Annotated in this window: 21 protein-coding genes and 1 pseudogene; all 22 read right to left on the reverse strand. The window is 33.5% G+C overall.

Translation table 11 applies throughout. The features are described 5' to 3' along the window. Positions 1 to 8: 8 nt before the first annotated feature. The gene (locus AC1RO3_RS06350) at positions 9 to 704 is read right to left on the reverse strand and encodes a hypothetical protein (protein WP_481761783.1); all 696 of its coding nucleotides are present in this window, start codon (positions 702 to 704) and stop codon (positions 9 to 11) included. Then, entirely contained in the window at positions 668 to 1,366 is a 699-nt protein-coding gene (locus AC1RO3_RS06355; RefSeq protein ID WP_481761784.1) for a hypothetical protein, read from the reverse strand. The genes AC1RO3_RS06350 and AC1RO3_RS06355 overlap by 37 nt, the downstream gene beginning before the upstream one ends. Next, on the reverse strand, positions 1,353 to 2,138 hold the full coding sequence (locus tag AC1RO3_RS06360; protein ID WP_481762649.1) for a hypothetical protein: 786 nt from the start codon (positions 2,136 to 2,138) through the stop codon (positions 1,353 to 1,355). The genes AC1RO3_RS06355 and AC1RO3_RS06360 overlap by 14 nt, the downstream gene beginning before the upstream one ends. Before the next feature lie 82 nt (positions 2,139 to 2,220). Further along, positions 2,221 to 2,634, reverse strand: coding sequence for a hypothetical protein (locus AC1RO3_RS06365; RefSeq protein ID WP_481761786.1), 414 nt, complete (start codon positions 2,632 to 2,634; stop codon positions 2,221 to 2,223). A 487-nt stretch (positions 2,635 to 3,121) separates the two neighbouring features. Next, a complete protein-coding gene (locus AC1RO3_RS06370) occupies positions 3,122 to 4,099 on the reverse strand; it encodes a ribose-phosphate diphosphokinase (RefSeq protein WP_481761787.1) in 978 nt (325 codons plus the stop codon). 90 nt (positions 4,100 to 4,189) lie between these two features. Then, positions 4,190 to 5,581 (reverse strand): bifunctional UDP-N-acetylglucosamine diphosphorylase/glucosamine-1-phosphate N-acetyltransferase GlmU, encoded by a 1,392-nt coding sequence (gene glmU, locus AC1RO3_RS06375; protein WP_481761788.1) that lies wholly within the window; start codon positions 5,579 to 5,581, stop codon positions 4,190 to 4,192. A gap of 201 nt (positions 5,582 to 5,782) precedes the next feature. After that, positions 5,783 to 6,613, reverse strand: coding sequence for a pur operon repressor (gene purR, locus AC1RO3_RS06380; protein WP_409021938.1), 831 nt, complete (start codon positions 6,611 to 6,613; stop codon positions 5,783 to 5,785). A 185-nt stretch (positions 6,614 to 6,798) separates the two neighbouring features. After that, positions 6,799 to 7,626, reverse strand: coding sequence for a metal ABC transporter permease (locus AC1RO3_RS06385; RefSeq protein WP_481761789.1), 828 nt, complete (start codon positions 7,624 to 7,626; stop codon positions 6,799 to 6,801). Further along, positions 7,587 to 8,279, reverse strand: coding sequence for a metal ABC transporter ATP-binding protein (locus tag AC1RO3_RS06390; RefSeq protein ID WP_481761790.1), 693 nt, complete (start codon positions 8,277 to 8,279; stop codon positions 7,587 to 7,589). Before AC1RO3_RS06390 ends, AC1RO3_RS06385 begins: the two co-directional genes overlap by 40 nt. 9 nt (positions 8,280 to 8,288) lie before the next feature. After that, the gene (locus AC1RO3_RS06395; protein WP_481761791.1) at positions 8,289 to 9,251 is read right to left on the reverse strand and encodes a metal ABC transporter substrate-binding protein; all 963 of its coding nucleotides are present in this window, start codon (positions 9,249 to 9,251) and stop codon (positions 8,289 to 8,291) included. Positions 9,252 to 9,582: 331 nt separating this feature from the next. Next, a complete protein-coding gene (locus AC1RO3_RS06400; RefSeq protein ID WP_481761792.1) occupies positions 9,583 to 10,806 on the reverse strand; it encodes a serine hydrolase in 1,224 nt (407 codons plus the stop codon). A 369-nt stretch (positions 10,807 to 11,175) separates the two neighbouring features. Then, positions 11,176 to 11,766 carry a cysteine hydrolase family protein gene (locus AC1RO3_RS06405; RefSeq protein ID WP_481761793.1) on the reverse strand — a complete coding sequence of 197 codons (591 nt, stop codon included), beginning with the start codon at positions 11,764 to 11,766 and terminating at the stop codon, positions 11,176 to 11,178. A 29-nt stretch (positions 11,767 to 11,795) separates the two neighbouring features. Further along, a complete protein-coding gene (gene ispE / locus AC1RO3_RS06410) occupies positions 11,796 to 12,650 on the reverse strand; it encodes a 4-(cytidine 5'-diphospho)-2-C-methyl-D-erythritol kinase (protein ID WP_481761794.1) in 855 nt (284 codons plus the stop codon). Between the two features lie 118 nt (positions 12,651 to 12,768). Continuing rightward, positions 12,769 to 13,005, reverse strand: a complete 237-nt coding sequence (locus AC1RO3_RS06415) for a Veg family protein (protein WP_409021932.1) — start codon at positions 13,003 to 13,005, stop codon at positions 12,769 to 12,771. Between the two features lie 92 nt (positions 13,006 to 13,097). After that, the gene (rsmA, locus tag AC1RO3_RS06420) at positions 13,098 to 13,997 is read right to left on the reverse strand and encodes a 16S rRNA (adenine(1518)-N(6)/adenine(1519)-N(6))-dimethyltransferase RsmA (protein WP_409021931.1); all 900 of its coding nucleotides are present in this window, start codon (positions 13,995 to 13,997) and stop codon (positions 13,098 to 13,100) included. Further along, on the reverse strand, positions 13,990 to 14,562 hold the full coding sequence (rnmV, locus tag AC1RO3_RS06425) for a ribonuclease M5 (protein ID WP_409021930.1): 573 nt from the start codon (positions 14,560 to 14,562) through the stop codon (positions 13,990 to 13,992). Before rnmV ends, rsmA begins: the two co-directional genes overlap by 8 nt. 1 nt (position 14,563) lies before the next feature. After that, positions 14,564 to 15,334, reverse strand: coding sequence for a TatD family hydrolase (locus AC1RO3_RS06430; RefSeq protein ID WP_481761795.1), 771 nt, complete (start codon positions 15,332 to 15,334; stop codon positions 14,564 to 14,566). 78 nt (positions 15,335 to 15,412) lie between these two features. After that, positions 15,413 to 17,446, reverse strand: coding sequence for a methionine--tRNA ligase (metG, locus tag AC1RO3_RS06435; protein WP_481761796.1), 2,034 nt, complete (start codon positions 17,444 to 17,446; stop codon positions 15,413 to 15,415). A gap of 148 nt (positions 17,447 to 17,594) precedes the next feature. Next, positions 17,595 to 17,927 (reverse strand): hypothetical protein, encoded by a 333-nt coding sequence (locus AC1RO3_RS06440; RefSeq protein WP_409021927.1) that lies wholly within the window; start codon positions 17,925 to 17,927, stop codon positions 17,595 to 17,597. Between the two features lie 17 nt (positions 17,928 to 17,944). After that, on the reverse strand, positions 17,945 to 18,424 hold the full coding sequence (locus tag AC1RO3_RS06445; protein ID WP_481761797.1) for an NUDIX domain-containing protein: 480 nt from the start codon (positions 18,422 to 18,424) through the stop codon (positions 17,945 to 17,947). Further along, positions 18,424 to 19,398 (reverse strand): IpaB/EvcA family protein, encoded by a 975-nt coding sequence (locus tag AC1RO3_RS06450; RefSeq protein WP_481761798.1) that lies wholly within the window; start codon positions 19,396 to 19,398, stop codon positions 18,424 to 18,426. The genes AC1RO3_RS06445 and AC1RO3_RS06450 overlap by 1 nt, the downstream gene beginning before the upstream one ends. Continuing rightward, positions 19,399 to 20,670: pseudogene (locus AC1RO3_RS06455) on the reverse strand (hydroxymethylglutaryl-CoA reductase, degradative); the annotation flags it as partial. Between the last annotated feature and the right edge of the window lie 43 nt (positions 20,671 to 20,713).

The raw sequence follows: 20,713 nt of genomic DNA on the forward strand, positions 1-20,713 counted from the left end.
TACTTTCTTTAAATAAAATCAATATCTTTAATTTTTATAAGTGAGATAATGATGCAACTCAATATAATCGTTAATAAAATTATAATGTTAACCGAATTATGATTAGGGTTAAATCTAGAGAGCATTGTTGCGTCTATAATGGATATGTGAGAAATATAAACATCTAATATTATGACTGCTAAACTCCCTATTAAGGGTAGTATAAAATCATCTAATAAAAATGACGCTGTTGATAACAATACAAGATAGGTGAAACTAAATATAAATAGATAACTATAGAAAGCTAAATGTGAGATACCAAAACCGTTTATAATCACTATCAAAAAATAAAAAAAACTATTATAAATTCCTAACATCAATAAATTGCTAAATAAATAATTTTTATATCCAATATTATGTAGAATTTTAAAATCTGATTTCCATAGTAACATTTGTGAATTTCCAATAGCTAATGCTGGAGAAATCACAAAGATGAACCAAAATAAAGGAAAAGATTCTCCCTCAGTATCTAACGAAGCACCATATAGTAAGCTCGTCATACCACTCACTTGATCTCTTTTGCACAATATGATCATCATCGTTAGCATAATAAAAATGAGCACCGTACGCCATTTAGAATAATAAATCGTTAAATAAATATTTCTAAAAACTAAGATACTGAAAAACTTCAATTTATAGAGTATTCTTTTTTTGATAAAATCCATCTTTGAAAAACCTCCAAAATAATAAAAAAGAGTAGTATAAAGAATATATTTTGAATTAAATATAACGTGTTAACACTATATCCAAGACTGATTATGCCATGATTAAAAAACAATCTAATCCCTCTTTCGTTCAAAAATATTTCTAATTGATAATAACCATAAATTAAAAATAACGATATAATTTTATTTCCTGTGAGGCAATAAAAGGACGCTATTAAATTATAAAAAACATACATTGCGATAAAATAAATAACCATTGTAACTAGCTGATAGCCATTTATATTATATTTTAAATTATCCTTATTTAAAATTAAAAAAAGGATTCCAGAGATAACAAATGCACAAATATATATGGCATAAAAGTAATTCACTTGTACTCTCAAAAAAGAAAAAGGTTTTCTTATATAATACATAATTGGAAATTTAGAACCCTGAAAGGGTAATAATATCAATATTGGAAAGAAAAGAATCATTATATTTTCAATATTTAAACTATTTTGTAGTCCTCCTTGGACTACGTCAATAAAGGAACTATTCTTTTCATTACCTAAAAATAAATAATATTCAAAAAGAGATAAAATAATTAATAAACAGAACGTAAGAATATCTATTACCCAGTCACGAGACCGTTTAGTTTTTAAATATATTTTAAATAATCGCATTACGTTTTACTCCCATAAAATTAAAAAGATAAGCTACAATGAGAACCAAAAACAAAATCCCCATAATAAATGATAAAGGAGGTAGGCCCTCCGCGGGTCCTCCTACCATAGGAAGCGACAAAGGTGCAGCAAGATAAAAAGGAAATACAGCAGCTAAAACACTTATAAATAAGCACAGTAAAAAACTAAAACTAACCACACTATAAATTGTTTTTACATATAAACTAACACTCGCGGCAACTACAGAAAAAACACCTGCGAACAAACCTGCAAGTAAAATATAAAATAAAATCCCCGTATATGATTGCTGGAAAAGGTCCTTCATAAAATATGTTGAATTCGATGCAAGTCCCAGATTATTATTTAATACAGCATCTAATGGTTGATTAGGGAATAAACACCATGCTACTAATAAATCCAATAATAAAGGTAGTATCCCAATCAAAAATCCTGAAATAAAGCTTAAGCTAAATGAATGAATAGAATAATTAATAATTCCCTTTTTTTGTACATATTGTTTAATAAAACCTGTTTGTTTATCCTCGAAGACAATTAGATTCAAACCAATCACTGAAAATAAAGGTAATAACAAATAAAATAAAGCTGAAAAATCGCTACCAGTACCACCTATACCTATCCATGTTGTAATCACAGTAAAAGTTAAATTAGAACCATCTAGATAAGTCCTATTAGGTAACATATCCATAGACACGTGAACTACTATTAAAGCAAAACCCACTAATATGCCATAAAAATATTGTTTCTTCGCCATACGCGACAGCCAATAAGAATTCATTTTTTTCACACCAATCTTTTATTTTAATATAATGCGTAAGAGAGCACATTATTTCTTCTTATCTATCAGGTTTCCAATTACCATCAGCACTACCATATGCATGAATACTATTTACAATATATGCATTGTTTCCTGTTCCATACCACTCTACTAAATAATTAGTTAATTTTGTCTGTCCTTTAGATTTAATAACATATTTTTTTCCTTTAGAAACAGATACATTTCCTGTACGACCAGCCTTATAAGAGTGTCCCCAAGCTTCCACACGTATTTTTCCCGATATCTTTTTGATGTTTAATTCATACGCAGTTTTACTCCACTTTTGAATTCTATAAGTTTCGTCCCAAGGATCATTCCATCTATTAGCAAGATGAACATAATTCGGATTGTTAGCCTCTACACGATCTGAACTTAAAATTGCTATACCAAAAACACATATTGCAACTAAAATAAATGACATTAATTTTTTCATAAAAACTCCTTAAAATTCTCCCTTACGCATTTAATATTATATATAAATAATTAACTCAAAACAATAATATTCAAGTTAAAAAAGACTTTTATAATTTATATATAATATAAAATTAATGCTAATATTAATAAAAAATCACTTTAATGTTGTTTATCATTCTTAGTAAGATCTATTAAGTCCTAAGATATTCAAGTAAACAGACTGCTTACTACTCTAACGTACTAACTACGAGAAGAACTTTCTTCCTTTTTACGTCACATTTTCTTCACAACTACTTGTTATTATAACTTCATACCTTAATTAATAACTTTTAAATTTTAATTTATTTCCCCGAATAAATTAATCTAACTCATAACTAATTTCTCCCCTGAAATTAATTATCTCTACTCCCTTTTTCCGTCAGTCTCCCTGGACTGACGGTTTTTTTATGTCCTAAATTTGGATACAAAAAAAGTTAGACAACATTAGTTATCTAACTTTCTTAACTTTATTTTTCATTATGGAAACGATTTTTAAATAATGGACTAACTGGTTTGTTTTCATGAATTCTCGTGATTGCATCCCCAATTAATTGACCCACTGAAATTTGAACTAATTTATCAATTTTCTTATCTTCAGGTAACTGAATTGAATCTGTTACGATAAATTGCTTAATAGGTGATTTTGCAATTCTTTCAACAGCTGGACCTGATAAAACCGGATGAGTTGCACTTGCGTACACTTCAGTTGCACCGGCATCCATTAAAGCCTGAGCAGCAAGCGTAATTGTTCCTGCCGTATCAACCATATCATCAATTAAGATACAACGTTTGCCTTCAACGGTACCAATAATGTTCATCACTTCAGCAACGTTAGCTTTAGGACGACGTTTATCAATAATTGCAATAGGTGCTTTCAAGAATTCTGCTAATTTACGAGCACGTGTCACTCCACCATGATCAGGTGAAACGACAACAGAATCTTTATCTAATCCTTCGGTTAAGAAGTAGTCAGCTAATAAAGGTGCACCCATTAAATGATCAACTGGGATATCAAAGAATCCTTGAATTTGAGCAGCATGCAAATCAAGCGCTAAAATTCTTGTTGCACCAGCTTTTTCTAACATGTCAGCAACTAATTTTGCTGTAATTGGTTCCCGTGAACGTGCTTTACGATCTTGACGAGCATAACCATAGTAAGGAATAACGACATTAATTGATTTAGCACTTGCGCGACGCAAAGCATCAATCATAATTAATAATTCCATAATATTGTCATTGACGGGTGCAGATGTTGATTGAACAATGTAAACATGATCTCCACGAATACTTTCTTCAATATTAATTCTGATTTCACCATCACTAAAGCGATCTACAGAGGTTTTACCTAATTTAACACCAACAGCATCAGCAATTTTTTCAGCCAATGGTTTATTCGAGTTCAAAGCAAAAATTTTCAACTTTGGATCAAAATAATGTTCTGACATATGTGCCTCCAGTTATTTAATTTTCCCTACTTAAAATTTTAAATATTAATCAAGTAAATTGCAAGTTAAAATCCGATAAGAATTCGCTTACTAATCAATTTCTGGTGCATGAGCTACTGGTAATTTGTCAAAATAACCTTTTTTATTCACTTGACGACCACGAGCAATACCCATATCGTGTGAATCAATATTATCTGTAATTGTTGATCCGGCAGCGATAAATACATGATCACCAACTTCTAGTGGTGCAACTACATTAGATCCACTACCAATAAATGAATGATCACCAATGTTGGTATGGTGTTTATTAACGCCATCATAATTAACAAAAACGACGCCGCAGCCGACATTAATATCTTTACCTAAAGTGGCATCCCCGACATAAGTCAAATGACCAACTTTAGTACTCTTACCGATAGTTGCATTTTTAATTTCTACAAAATTACCGATATGAGCAGCTTCACCAATATGTGCTTGAGGACGTAAGTGACTGTATGGTCCAATGTTACTCATTGTTTCCATTTCAGAATCTTCAAGATATGATGACGTAACAGTTACCTTATCATGAATAATACTATCAATAATTTCAGAATGAGCACCAATGACACAATCTTCACCAATGACTGTATTACCTTTTAAGTAAACGCCTGGTTCTACAATTGTATCTGAACCAATTTTAACATTATATTCGATGTAAGTCGTCTCAGGATCAACTAAAGTCACACCATTGCGCATATGTTTTTCGTTAATCCGGCGTTGCATAACTTTAGTTGCAGCAGATAAAGCCACACGATCATTTACACCCATTGATTCAGAGAAATCTTTCATGCGGTAAGCTGCGACTATCTTACCTTGTTTTTTAAGAATTTCCATAACGTCAGTTAAGTAATATTCACCTTGTGCATTATCATTTGTTACTTCATGTAAAGCTTCAAATAAAGTTTTATTATCAAAACAGTACACACCTGTGTTAATTTCTTGAACATTAGCTTCTTGAATTGTGGCATCTTTTTGTTCAACAATTTTTTCAACAATCCCAATATCATTACGAATAATTCGACCGTAACCCGTTGGATCTTCTGCTTGTGCTGTTAGAACAGTTGCAGCAGCACCTTTTTCTTTATGATATTCAAATAATTCACCAAATGTTTTGGCAGTAAGTAACGGTGTATCACCATTAGCAATAATGGTCATACCCTCTTTATCTTTTAAGATTTTTTCTGCTTGAAGGACAGCATGACCAGTTCCCAATTGTTCTGCTTGAAGAACATATTCTGAGCGATTGCCTAACGTTTCTTCAACCTGCTCAGCACCATGTCCCACAATAGTAACAACTTCATCCATATTATTTGCTTCAATTTCCGATAAAACGTGGTCAACCATTGGACGCCCAGCAATCGGATGTAACACTTTATATAGTTTAGATTTCATTCTTGTACCTTTACCGGCAGCAAGAATAATGGCATATTTAGCAACTGTCATTAGATAGTCTCCTCCAATTATATTCTAATATTCTACCTTAATAATAGCTTAAACCCGTATGCGTTGCAAGATTTCGAATAAATATGCTTACTTTATTCGAAATTAAAAAACACTTGATTTTAAATTATTATTGGAATTTTCTAAAAAAAACTTAATGTTAAATTTAACATTAAGTTTTCATATAAATTATCTATTAACTTTTTATTTTTTAAATGTTTTTGTTAAATAATTTCCTTCACTAACATGAATGGTTTTGTCTGTATGATTAATTTCATCAACTTTTAACAATGAACTATAATCATCAACAATTCGGTCACCACTAAAGGCGCCCTCAGCGAAAACGGAAATACCGACTAAGTTTGCTTCAAACTCTTCGATTAAACTCTTCATTCCGTTAACTGTGCCGCCACCCTTCATGAAATCATCTACGATTAATACGTTAGCACCACGTTTTAAACTACGCTTTGATAATTCCATTTTTTCAATACGTTCACTCGAGCCAGATACATAGTTAACACTAACGGTTGAACCCTCGGTAATTTTTGAATCGCGACGCACAATAACAAATGGCACATTCAAAAATGTTGAGACACTTTGTGCGATGGGTACACCTTTAGTTGCAACTGTCATAACGGCATCAATTTTTTGGTCTAAGTACTCTGTTGCAATCAAGCGTCCTACTTGACGTAAAACGTCAGGACGGCCAAGTAAATCAGATAGATAGACATAGCCACCAGGTAATAACCGATCTTTTTCTGATAACTCCTCAGTCATTGATTCAATAAATTCACGTGCTTCTGCTTCATCAATAGATGGAATAAAACGTGCACCGCCAGCTGCGCCAGGAATTGTTTCTAGCGTTCCCGTGCCTCGCTCTCTAACTGTACGTTTTACAATCGCAAGATCTTCACTGATTGATGATTTAGCTGATTCATAGCGTTTTGAGAAATACGTCAAAGAAACCAACGTATGTGGTCTTTCTAGCAAATAACGAGTCATATCAATTAATCGATCGCTTCTTCTTGTTTTCATATATATATCAGGCCTTTCTTTTAAACATATCTAGTATTCAAAGTGTGATTTTCATTATAACCCGTTTTACCGAATAATAACAGTAAAATGCCAAAATATAATTATTAACGTTCGGTTTTTAATGATTTTCTAATAAAAAAACAAGCTATTTTTAAAAGTAGCTTGTTGATTGTTAATATTCGGTTTTATTTTTGTTTATTAATTTGAAGTCTAACGGATATAACTTTAATAATACTGCATATAATGAAAATCGTAATGAATAATAGCGTAATCGTTGCGCCAGGCGGTGTATTAAATTGGTAAGATGACATTAATCCGCCAACCATCCCTATTACACCAACTATCACACCAATTATAATAACCAGATTAAAGCTACGACCCAATCGCATTGCAATTGCTGCAGGTAAAATCATAATTGCAGAAACGAGTAGTGCCCCGGCAATTGGCATCATTATAGCAATCGTCACACCTGTAACTGCGTTAAAACTAATTGACATCAATCTAACCGGTAACCCTTCAGCAAAAGCCGTCTCTTCGTCAAAAGTTAAAACATACATTGGCTTTTTGAATAGTAGGAAGAGAACGACAATTAATACAGTTAAAATTGCTAAAATGATAACCTGCGCTGAACTAATCGTCACAATTGAACCAAATAAATATTGCTGTACACTCATTGAACTGGCACCTTGATTTAAACTCATTAAAACTAAGGCAATTGATAGTCCGGCAGACATCATAATGGCAATTGAAACTTCTGAATACGTACGGTATAAATTGCTTAAAAATTCAATTAAAACTGAGGCAATTAAAACCACAATCAGTGTGGTAATTGTTGGATTAATATTAACAAACAATCCTAACGCGACCCCTGCTAACGAAACGTGTGACAATGTATCTGCCAAAAGCGATTGCCTTCTTAAAACTAAGAATAATCCCAATAACGGCGTAATTACTGCCATTAAAAGTGAAGCAATTAAAGCTCGTTGCATGAATCCATCGAGAAACATCTCCATTGTGAGTCCTCCTTTCTAACTAATTTAATGTGACGATCAATATATTCTGAAACATCTTCATGATCATGCGTTATCATCAAGATACCTTTATGATGCGTATGGGCTTCATGTTGTAATAATTCGTAGAAATCGTGACGCGATTGTTCATCCATCCCTGTTGTTGGTTCATCTAAAATAAATAAATCAGGATCTGCTGCAAAAATACGGGCTAAACAAACACGTTGTTTTTGACCACCAGATAATTCACCAATTTTATGATTCTTAAAGTTCCACATATTAACTGTTTCAAGTGCTTTTTTTATATGTTCATGATCATTTTTATTCAGACGTCTTAACCAACGATTTTGTTGGTAACGGCCTGATGCTACTAGTTCATATACTGTTGACGGAAACCCCGCATTAAATGATGAAATCTCTTGTGGGATATATCCGACACGTAATTTTTTATTATCTAAATTAGTTTTAGAAATTTCAGCAGTTCCTTTAGCCGGATGTAATAGGCCAAGTACATTTCTAATTAAAGTTGATTTTGCAGCACCATTTTCACCAGTTAAAATGACAAATTCACCCGAATCAATGTGGAAATTAATATCTTGTAAAACAGGTTCTTCATCGTAATAAAAGGTAAGATCTTTGACTTCAATATATTTCATCTATTCTCCTTATTTAACAACCGTTTTTAACGATTTTAAATTATCTTGCATAACTGAAAGGTATGTTTCTCCATTTTCGATTTGAACTTTTGATAGTCCTTCAATTGGATTCAATCCTTTAACCTTAATATTTGTTTCTTTAGCTAGCATATTCGCAATTTTACTAGAATCATTAGATTCAGTAAAAATGGTATCTACATGATACTTTTTAATATACGTTTGTAGCTCTGCCAAACGTCTTGGACTAGGTTCTTCATCCGAAGAAATACCCGCAACCGCAACTTGCGTTAGTCCATATTGTTTTGCCAAGTAAGCAAATGCAGCATGTTGCGTAACAAATGTTTTATTCTTAGCATTTTTAAATGTCGTTTTATATTCTTGATTTAATTCCGTTAATTTTTTCAAATAAGCATTTGTTCGTTTTACATAATACTTTTCATTTTTAGGATCTTGCTGAATTAATTCATTTGAAATGTTTTTAACCATTTTTTTTGCGTTTTCAGGATTTAACCAAATATGAGGGTCATAATTATTAGTCGATGAAAATGAACTTTCCTCTTCTTTATTAGCTAATTCAGCCTCTTCACTTTTCAATTCTTCGTTCTCATCAATCATTTTAATTGAATGACTAGAATTTAAAATCTGCGTTTGTTTTTCATCAATACTTGATTTCAAACTTTTAACCCACGTTTCCATATTATTACTACTATAGATAAAGATATCTGACCTCGCAATTTTACTAATATCCTTTGCACTAGGTTCGTAATCATGCGGTTCTGTCCCGGCAGGCATCAACATTGTTATATCTGCGTTATCGCCTGCAACTGCCTTAGTAAATTCATACACTGGGTAAAATGTCGTGATAACCTGTAATTTATTAGACTCTTTCTTAGTTGCCCCTTGCCCACACCCGGTCAATACAACAACTAACATCGTGAGTACTATGCTTACTAAAATTAATTTTTTTTGCATGGTTTCTCCCTCATTTTTTCAAATCGTAATCTAAATAGTAATCAATACCATTACCGACAAATATTAGAATATCATTTTAGGTACAGCTACGTCAACTTTTTTAAGTGTCACTACGGTGTTAAGCTGTCATTCGTATAAGTTCATCTTGTTATAATAACTGTATTTAAAGTCGACCTGTCAGCAAGTGAACCGTTTCCAATTTAAAAGTGAACTATATCATTAGAATTAAATATAATTTACTATTAATATCTTGCGCGCAAAAAGACGCAACATCATAACTAACCATTAGTTACGATGTTGCGTCTCATTATTTTATCTGGTAACTCTTATTTTACTCTAGAATATCTTGATATAATTCTAATCCTAGCCTATTCATTCCCGGAATCTGCTTATCTTCAGTTCCCGATTCTGACATCGCCACAACTATAAATGCCTTTTTATCTTTTTCTATAATGGCAGCATCATTTTGAATACCATATTCGTTGTATTCGCCTGTCTTATTATAGACTGTAACACCAGTTGGTAAGGACGATGGTAATTTAGTTAGATTTTTATTTTCTTTTAGTAAATCTAGCATTGCCTGATCCGATTGGTTAGACACTAATTTATGATTATACATTTTTTTAAGAATTTTACCCATATCTGTTACTGACGTTTTATTATCGATTCCTGAATTAAGGGCATCTGTATCCATCATTTTTCTTTTAATTGTTGTATTAATTGCGCCTAATTTTTTAATTTCTGTATTAATTGAAGCAAATCCACCAAGTTTATCAATCACAATATTTGCAGCAGTATTATCACTGTCATCAATCATTTTTTCTAATAATTCTTTATATGACAATCTAGTACCTGCGCTCATATTCTGGATTTCTCCCGTTCCACCGACCTTATCCGATTCTGATAAAACATAGCTATCCTTTAGGTTGATGGTCCCTTCTTTTTCCATAGAATAAGCTGTAATTAAAATAAATAATTTAATCATGCTGGCTGATCCTTGCGCATGATTATTTTCAACTACCGGTGCACTACCATCTGTTAACGAAACGTAGACCGAATTTTTTCCATCAACGTCATCCATATATGTTGCAATATCATTCTTAATTTTAACTTTATTTAGTACTAAACTATTTTCTGAAGATTGCGTTTTTTCCGATGTTTTCTTTTCTTTTGAGCTAGATACTGCAGTAGTTGTTTCCTTCGTCGGTACACTATCTTTGTGCGTTAACTTTCCAGCTATAAGATAACCGCCACCCGCTATAATAACAAGTAAAATAATTCCTAAAACTATTTTCATCGGGTTGTTATTTTTAGCTCGTTTTTCTGTTATTTCATTGTTTACTATTGGCGCTGCTACTTTATTAGTATCTTGCGCTTTCGGATTAAATTTAAAGCCACAATTATTGCAAAATTGATCCTCAACCTTATTTGCTATGTTGCATTGCGGACATGTTTTCATAGGAGCAACATTTTTATTTTCTAACGGTTGCCCACAATTATCACAGTATAATGCATCATTTTCATTCTGAGACCCACATTTCGAACAAATTTTCATATCTTCACCTCGTAATTTTTAGGACTTTAACTTATCCTTCATTACATCCCTATTTTTTCTATATATGTACTCAATATCTGTTACTCATAAACTAACTATCAACACTTATGTTTCCTCCATACCTTTCCCCAAATATGGCTTTTATTCTCCCAAAGACAATCCCCCATTTTCTTGCAAATTAGATTAATCTAACACGCTACATTAAATCATGTCTTAGTTATAAAGTTAACCTATATTAGGTAGTATGTAAATAGAAGGATGCGTTCTTAACTAGTCGCTTAATTAGTCATTATCTCCAATTTTTTAATAAAAAAAAGTGCTATCACAAAGTGACAACACTCTCTTCCAACAATAGCTGTACTAAATCCACTAATCTTTAATTTCTGCACCCAGAGAATCCTTAAAATGTGACAGTGCCCATACATGTCCAGCTTGATTAAAACTAGCTGTCGCCTTTTCATGAATGACAATCTTATAGCCCAAATTATATGCGTCAATTGCGGTATGCAAAACACAAATATCTGTGCAAACACCAATTAAATGCACTGTTTCAATTGACCGAGCTCGTAATCTTAAATCTAAATCCGTTCCCGCAAAAGCACTATATCTCGTTTTATCCATCATATAAACATTTGATTTATCTTTATGCGCCTGATACCAAGGCTCCAACTCACCATAGAATTTACGACCGTTTGTACCTGCAATATTATGTGGTGGAAATAAATTAGTTTCTGGATGAAATGGGTCATTTTCATAATGAATATCAGTTGCTAAAACAACATAATCACCTTTTTGTTCAAACTCATTCATTAATTCTATCACTCGAGCTTCAATCTCTTGAGCAGGTTTTCCCGCCGTTAAGTGTCCATCTGTCGCTACAAAATCATTTGTATAGTCAATTTCAATTAAGGCTTCCACAAGTTGTCCCTCATTTTCAGTTGTATTTAATGCCTTCAACATAACAAATTATGCTAATTATCGCAATAAAATCAACTTAACGGTCTCACTAGGTAGACCTCTTCACAGAAACCTTTTAAACTATTGTAGACGTGCTGTGCTCGACTTTTTTTACGACATATCGCAAATACAGTTGGGCCTGATCCACTCATTTCTGCTGCATCTGCCCCAAATTTTATCATTTTTTCTTTTAAACGTGTAATTTCGGGATGACGTTCAGCTGTAATCGGTTCAAGCGCATTACCTAGATTATCAATTATGGCATCCATATCGTCGTCCTCAATTGCATTCACAACGGCGTTTACATTTGGATGAGTGAGTCGCGTATAATCAATTTGTCTAATAATAGTTGGTGTTGAAACACTAATCTTAGGTTTTGCAACCACTAACCAAACAGGGGGTAAGTCTTTTAAAATAGCAATCTTCTCACCACGACCCGTTACATGAGCCGTTCTACTATAAACGCAGTAAGGCACATCAGAATCAATTTTTAAACCAATTTTTGCCAACTCTGCTAAAGATAAATTGAGTTTCCATAATTGATTCAAAGCACGTAAAACGGCTGCTGCATCTGATGAACCGCCACCTAGCCCAGCAGCAACTGGGATTTGCTTCTTGATATGTATTTGGGCACCTTTTTTAATCTGAAATTTATCCTGTAAAATTTTTGCTGCTTTATAGGCTAAATTTCGGTGATCACACGGTAAAAAACCACTATCAGTTTCCACTGTAATGTCCGTTCGATCGTCTAGCGATTTGATATGTAAGTAGTCTGCTAAATCAACTGATGTCATCACCATTCGCCATTCTTGTTCACCATCTTGATGGTTAAATGGGGTGTCTAAACTCAAGTTGATTTTAGCTGGGGCTTTTTCACGAATCTCCATGTTCTCACCTAATCCTATAAGTCCTTAATTAACTCTAATTATACTAATTATTTCTAAAAATAAAAGCCTAAGTTAAGATGTTCTAAAAACATCCCTACCTAGGCTTTTATACTTATTTTTAATCTTCAAAATCAATTTCAATATTTTTTGTTAATACGTCTGTGTAGCTATATGAAACGCGCTCGAATGAATTCTCATCTTGGTTTAAATCGACTACAAAAATAGCTGGGAATGTTTCGCGTAAAATCCCTTTACGTTCTGTAGTTTTCTTTCTACCGGCTTGAGCAACTACCGTTAAATTTTTTCCGACTTGGGCATCTAGCGTACCTTTGATGCTGGCTAAAGTTTCTGGCATGATGGGCTTCACCTTCTTATGTGAAACATCATACCATAGTTTCACAAGATTTGCAATTATACCACATCGAACATCAGTAGTTCAATAAGAAGTTAATTAAATTTCTCTTCTACTTTGATAAGATTGTTAGATAAAACAATAAATTCATGAATACTTAGTTTTTCAGCACGAATTTGAGCAGAAATTTCTGATGCATCCAATGCTGCTTGTAACGCTTCACGAATTTCTGGTGTTTTACCATAAATTGATTGTAAATTATTCCATAAACTTTTACGTCGATGTTGGAAACTTCCTTTAACTAATTTAAAGAAGACCTTTTCACTAATTGGGCGTTCAACGTCGCCTTCTTTTTGATTCAAAACAATAATAGCTGAATCAACATTAGGTTGTGGAATAAAGACGGTTCTTGGAACAACGAATGCGACTTCAGCATCCATTTCATATTGAACGGCTACCGTTAGTGATCCATATGTACGACTACCTGGATCAGCTGCAATTCGTTCTGCCACTTCTTTTTGCATCATAACAACGATTTTATCTAATTTAACCGCCGTTTCTAGTAAATGCATGATAATGGGCGTTGTAATGTAATAAGGTAAATTAGCGACTAATTTTAATGGATGCTGTCCATCAAAATGTTCTTCTACTAACGCTGGTAAATTAGCTTTTAAAATATCTTGTTCCACGATATCAACATTATCATATGGACTTAGTGTTTCGCCAAGTACAGGAATCAAATTTTGGTCAATTTCAATTGCTAAAACATGATGTGCACGTCTTGCTAATTGTTCAGTCAATGACCCAATACCAGGTCCGATTTCGATAACGTCATCTTCAGCCGTAATATCTCCGGCGTCCACAATATTCATTAGTACGTTTTTATCTGTTAAAAAATTTTGGCCTAAACTCTTTTTAAAAGTTAAACCATAAGTTTCCATAATTGCTTTAGTTCTAATAGGTGAAGCAATGTCTGGCACATCATTGTTAGCCATGTTTTTCCTCCGTTATTGTCTCGTTAATTTCTTGCAATGCGTCGACGAACTCTTCTGGTGAAATTTGAAATAGTTTCAATCGATTGTATAATTGTTTTCCATTTGTGTAACCAATTTTGAGATACTCACCTAATTTTTCACGCTTAGCTTTGGCATCCGGTCCGGCAATCAATCCTGCCGTTTGTAAATCCTCTAAGCTGATCAATGTTTCGCCATCAGGCATTTCTGTATACAAATGATCTAGCGCTTCACGAATCGCTTCAACTGAAGCATGTTCAACGCCTAAACTCCCTTTATGATCTGGGACAGCTTCACTTTTTTTCAGAAAAGCATGCTGTACATTTGGAACGCGTGCTGAAATAGTTTTACGAATTTTTTCACCAGAAAAATCAGGGTCCGTAAATACAATTACGCCTCGAGTTTCTTGCAACAGTTCAATTTGATCTAACGTTTCGTCACTAATAGCTGAGCCACGTGTTTCAATCGTATCTGCATTAACAGCTAAATGGATACGTTTTGTGTCATCGCGACCTTCAACTACGATTACTTCTCTAATTTTCTGCATATTACCCTATCCTAAATAAGTTTTCGGCATTTTTAAATGTTGCCGCTGCCATATCAATACTTGAACTCTCTCGAATTTTTGCGACAGCTTCCAAGACGTATCTTGTGTATCCTGGTTCATTGCGCTGACCTCTATAAGGTTCTGGCGTTAAATATGGTGCATCTGTTTCAATTAAAATTCGGTTGCTTGGTGTCACTTTAACGGCTTCATGAACTTCTTTAGCACTATTATAAGTCACAATACCACTATAGGATAAATGCATCCCTAAGTCTAAGAATTTCTCTGCCCATTTTGCATCACCATTAAAGCTATGCATAATGCCACCAATATCACGAATATCAGCTTCTTTCAGGATTGTATAAACATCCTCAAAGGCATCTCGATTATGAATAGAAATTGGTAATTTTAACGCCTTCGCAATCTCAACCTGACGTTTGAAAACTTTTTTCTGCGTTTCAATTGGAGACGTATCCCAATGGTAATCTAGGCCCATTTCACCCATTGCGACAACTTTTGGCGACTGTAATTGTTCTATCAAAACTTCTTCAGTCTCCGGTGTGTAGGTTTTTGCCTCTTCTGGATGCCAACCAATTATAGAATATAAATTAGGATAGCTTTTTGATAGTTCTAGTGATTTCAAAATGCTTGGTTGATCAAATCCAACAATTGCCATTTTAGTCACGTCAAATGCTTTTGCACGCTCAATAACTTCAGGAATTTCCGTTGTAAATTCATCAGAATTAATATGTGTATGTGTGTCAAATATTTCCAAGGGATACCTCTCCTTTCTAGCAGTAAAATGAAGAAGGACTAGAGCAAAACCAAGTTTTGTTTCCAGTCCTTACTTTATTTAGCCTACAATTGCGCCATTTTTAATATCTTCATCAACGGTAATTAATTTCAATTTACCATCGTATTCTACAGATAGAATCATTCCTTGGCTAATTTCGCCTTTCATCTTACGCGGTTTTAAGTTCGCAACAATCACAACTTTTTTTCCTAATAAGACATCTGTTTCAGGATAAAACTCTGCTACACCAGACAAGATTTGACGATGATCAGGATCACCAGCATCTAATCTAAATTTCAATAGTTTATCAGCATTTTGTACTTTTTCAACTTGAATAATTTCAGCAACTTTTAATTCATTTGGCTCAAATTGATCAAATGTCGTTTGAGGTAATGTTAAGTTTAGAGCCACATTTTCTGGATTCCAATCTAAAGAATCCTCTGTATCATTAACTGCCATTGCTTTACGCCCTTTCTTCTTATCTGAAACTGTCATTTGATCTTTAATATAGGCAATCTCTTCTTCAACATCTAAGCGTGGGAAAATAGGCGTTCCTTTTTCAACAACGACGCTGTCCATTGGGAAATCAGAGTAGTTTAATTCTTCAATAGCCATATCTGCCGTGTCTAAACCTAATTGTTCAAAAATTTCTTTAGGTGCATGCGTCATAATAGGTTGGATTAAGACAGCAATCACACGTAAACTAGCTGCTAAATGTACCATAACACTATCAAGTTCAGCTTTACGTGCTTCATCTTTAGCTAAAACCCATGGTTGTGTTTCATCAATATATTTATTTGTTCTAGCAACTAATTTCCAGATAGCATTTAATCCATCTGAGAATTCCATTTTATCCATTAATTCAGTATATTCCGTAATTGTATCTTCAGCTGTTTGACCTAAGTCTCCATCAAATTCAGTTACGTTACCCTTTAATGCTGGAATTTTACCACCATCGTATTTGTTAATCATCGCAACAGTTCTATTTAATAAGTTCCCTAAATCATTAGCTAAATCAAAATTAACACGTGAAACAAAGTCTTCTGGTGTGAAGACACCATCATTACCAAATGGTACAGCGCGCATTAAGTAGTAACGGAGTGCATCCAATCCATAGCGTTCTACTAACATTTCTGGATAGATAACGTTACCTTTTGATTTAGACATTTTACCGTCTTTCATTAACAACCAACCATGACCAAAAATTTGTTTTGGTAAAGGTAAATCGAGCGCCATCAAAATAATTGGCCAGTAAATCGTATGGAAACGCACGATTTCTTTACCAACCATTTGAACATCTGCAGGCCAATATTTATCAAATAGTTCAGTATCATCTGAACCATAACCCAAGGCTGTAATATAATTTGCTAAAGCGTCAATCCAAACATAAACAACATGTTTAGGGTTACTTTTAACTTTTACGCCCCAGTTAAATGTCGTTCTAGATACAGCAAGATCTTCCAAACCAGGTTTAATGAAATTATTTATCATTTCATTTTTACGTGATTCTGGTTGAATAAAATCAGGATGATCTTCATAATATTTTAGTAAACGATCTGCATATTTACTCATTTTAAAGAAATATGATTCTTCTTTAACTAATGAAACTTCGTGACCACTTGGCGCTTTACCACCAACCATTTTACCGTCATCATCACGGAAAACTTCAGCCAACTGTGATTCTGTAAAGAATTCTTCATCAGAAACAGAGTACCAGCCTTCGTATTCTCCTAAATAAATATCGCCTTGTTTAAGTAATTTATCGAAGATATATTGCACAGCTTTTTCATGTTGATCATCTGTTGTTCGAATAAATTTATCATTTGTAATTTCAAGGGTTTTCCATAATTCTTTAATATCACTAGCCATACCGTCGACATAAGCTTGTGGTGTTGTCCCTAATTCTTCAGCTTTTTGTTCGATTTTCAAACCATGTTCATCTGTTCCCGTTAAGAAGAAAACATCATATCCTTTTTGGCGTTTGTAACGTGCTAAGACGTCACACGCAATTGTTGTGTATGAATTTCCAATATGTAATTTACCAGATGGATAATAAATTGGTGTTGTTAAATAAAATGTGGGTTTTTCTGTCATTTTTTAAGACCCTTTCCGTATCGTATTTCATGTGTTTTTTAACATTCGTTCTGTATAAACTCCTTAACAGTATATCATAGTTTTCAGCCGATTTTAAGCAATAAAAAGAGACAGTCCGTGAGTTTAACATAGACTATCTCTTTTAAAATTAGCGTGCATATTTTTGAAATTGACGAATAATCATAATTTCTTTTTCAGATAGCTGTCCATCTAAAATGGTAATTAAAATCCGCCCAACCCGTCTTGGATCTTGTTTCAGTGCCGTGATACTAAACGTTATCGCCGCAACCATCAACGTTAGTAGTAACCCTTCACCTTTTGTGAAAACTGTTCCAAATAACGTTATTGGATTTCCACCAAAAAAACTAGAAAAACCAAAGTAAAACAGAATGAAGTCAAAAAACCGCTGAAAATAAGTTAGCCATTGTAATCTAGTCTTTAGATTATTTAATCGAGTAAAAATTTCACTGTGTTCAATCATTTTACAACAGTCCTTCACTATAATTTAATTTTAAAATCAACTAATTGTGAACCATTAAAATTTGTCAAATATCGATGAAATTCATCCTTTAAAATATAGGGTAACACAGGAACTAAATCAGGTGTTAGTCCGACGTTTTGCTTATTCAAAGCCCATTCAACTGGAAAGTCTGCTAAAATACCTTCTCGTGTTCTTTGTGGATATTGTTTTCCAAATGGTTGTTGTAAAGAGATATGAAATAACGCTATTGTAGCTTGATATTCGTCGTCCACTGACCATTCAAGATAACCCGTTGGTCTACATTGAGAATCGGTAATTTTGATTCCTGTTTCCTCATATAATTCACGAAGCATCCCTGCAAGTTCAGATTCTTGTGGTTCACGTTTACCACCAATTCCATTCCAAAGACCAACATATGGTTTTTTCAAACGATTTAATAATAAAATGTTGTTTCCAGCTGTGATAACAGCTAGATTATATTTTGCTAAATCAATCATTATTCAGCAGTTCTAACTATAAAGCGCATCTTAATTGTTTGCATTAATTCTAACACTGTCATATCGTACGTACGTAAAATAACCTCTTTTGAATCCGCATTTCTAGGTACTGTAATAACAAATGCATTTTGTTGATCATTCTTTTGAATACCAACATAAGCTGACGCAAAATTAACATTACTTTTAAATTCAGAATGCATAATATCAAACAATTGACGTACTTCTAATTTTAATTGACGTTCACTGAAAACTGGTGTTAACGTTGCAAACGTATTTAAGTACATTTTTGGTAATTTCCACGCTTCAAGTTGTGCATCGAAGGCTTTAAATAAGGCAACCGTTGCTCGGCGAGCTTCAAAAGGTGCACGTAAGTCATTAGATGTTAAGATTTCCAATAATTTAAGTGCAGCATCTGTTGCGATAGGGTAAAATTCTAAGAATTTTTCAGTAATTTGTTCCATATCTTCATTTTGAAAGAACACCAAAGCATCTAAAAGTGTGATTAATCGGTACATTCCCCATTCATCTGGGCCGCTACCTTCTTTAGGTTCAGCAGTCACTGTTGCCAAGATTCCTTGATAGAATAATTCTCTAATATTATCATCAATAAACCCATTTTCTTCTTGTAATCTAAAAATAGTCCCATGTAAAACCGTATCATAAAGTTGAACAGCCGTCGCATTGATTTTATCGTCGATATTAAAATCATCCGTTGTCATTTTTAACATTAATTCAGGTGCCTGATTAAGTTGCAAGAAAAAATGGAATAGTTCATGCGAAATCAAGTAATCAGGTGCTGTAATATCAGTCACATTAATAATGAAATTTCCATCTTCTAACCGAGATTCTACTTGTTGATGCTTAATAAACCCAACTTTTTCGCCACCATATTGAATTTTAATTTCTCCATCAAATTGTTCTTTAATTGTAGTAATTAAATTTTGTGTATTTTGGTGTAATGTAATCTCAACCATTTAATTATCCCCTTTTTTTCTTAATTCATTTAGTTTTTTTGTTGCAACCTCTGTATCTGGTCGATTCTCATTTTTTAATAACTCAGTTAATTGTGCCACTTCTTCGTCTACAGCGCCAACTTTAACTGCCAGTGATTTTAGTTGAAGACCCATATGTCCCTTTTGAATACCCTCAGAAACAAGTGCTTTAAGTGCCGCTAAATTTTGAGCTAACCCAACACTTGCAACCAAACTAGCAAGCTCTTTTGCTGATCGAATACCCATCATTTTTTTATTAATTTGAACCATTGGGACAATATCAATCGAACCCCCAACAACTCCTATGGGCATTGGTAATTTAATTATGCCAACTAAATTATCACTGACTATCGACCATTTCGTCAAGCCACGATACTGGCCATCTTGGCTAGCATAAGCATGAGCACCTGCTTCAACGGCACGCCAATCGTTTCCCGAAGCAATGAGAACCGCATCAATCCCATTCATAATACCTTTATTATGTGTGACGGCACGATATGGGTCAAGTTGAGCCACTCGACTTGCTGAGACAATTTTCTTAGCTATGTGTTCACCACTAATTTCTGCAGAATCTAACAACGTAAAAGGAATTGAGCAGCTTGATTCAACTAATGAATCTGTTGCGTAGTTGGATAGAATACTCATAAGGACGTCTTGTTTAAACTGTGTTTGCAGCGTTTCACCAACTGCCTCCATCATTGTATTTACACTATTAGCGCCCATTGCTTCTTGAACATCTACTGCTAAATCTACCGAAATTAGATCAGCTGCTAGTTTTCGAACTCTGACCCAACGTGCGCCACCGCCTCGTTTTACAAGTGAAGGACGAGCAGCATTCGCTATTTTAATTAAATTCAATTGTTGTTCATTAATTTGGTTGATAACGTTATCCGCATCATCAATATTTTCTAAAATAACTTGACCTATCATTAAGCGTGATTTAATTTTTGTTGTAAATCCACCCGCAGATGCAATTATTTTTGCCCCATTATTATTTGCCGCAATTACAGAAGGTTCTTCAGTTACCATTGGGACCGTCATCTTTTTTCCATCAACTAAATAATTAAACGCAATACCTTCTGGCAAGGTAAAATCTGCTATATAATTTTCAGTCATCTGATCCCCTAATTCATGATTAAGAGCATGCGTTTCTATTTCTAATTTTTCATCATCTGAAATAAGATTGTCATTTAATAAGGTTATTAATCTATCATGCCATTTTTTTTGATAAAATTTTATAAATTTTGTCATTACCTTAGTCCTTTTTGTTGTTTTTACTTTTAGTAAGAGAAATAAT

This window comes from Dellaglioa sp. CoH-57-MRSF-19, assembly GCF_056781975.1.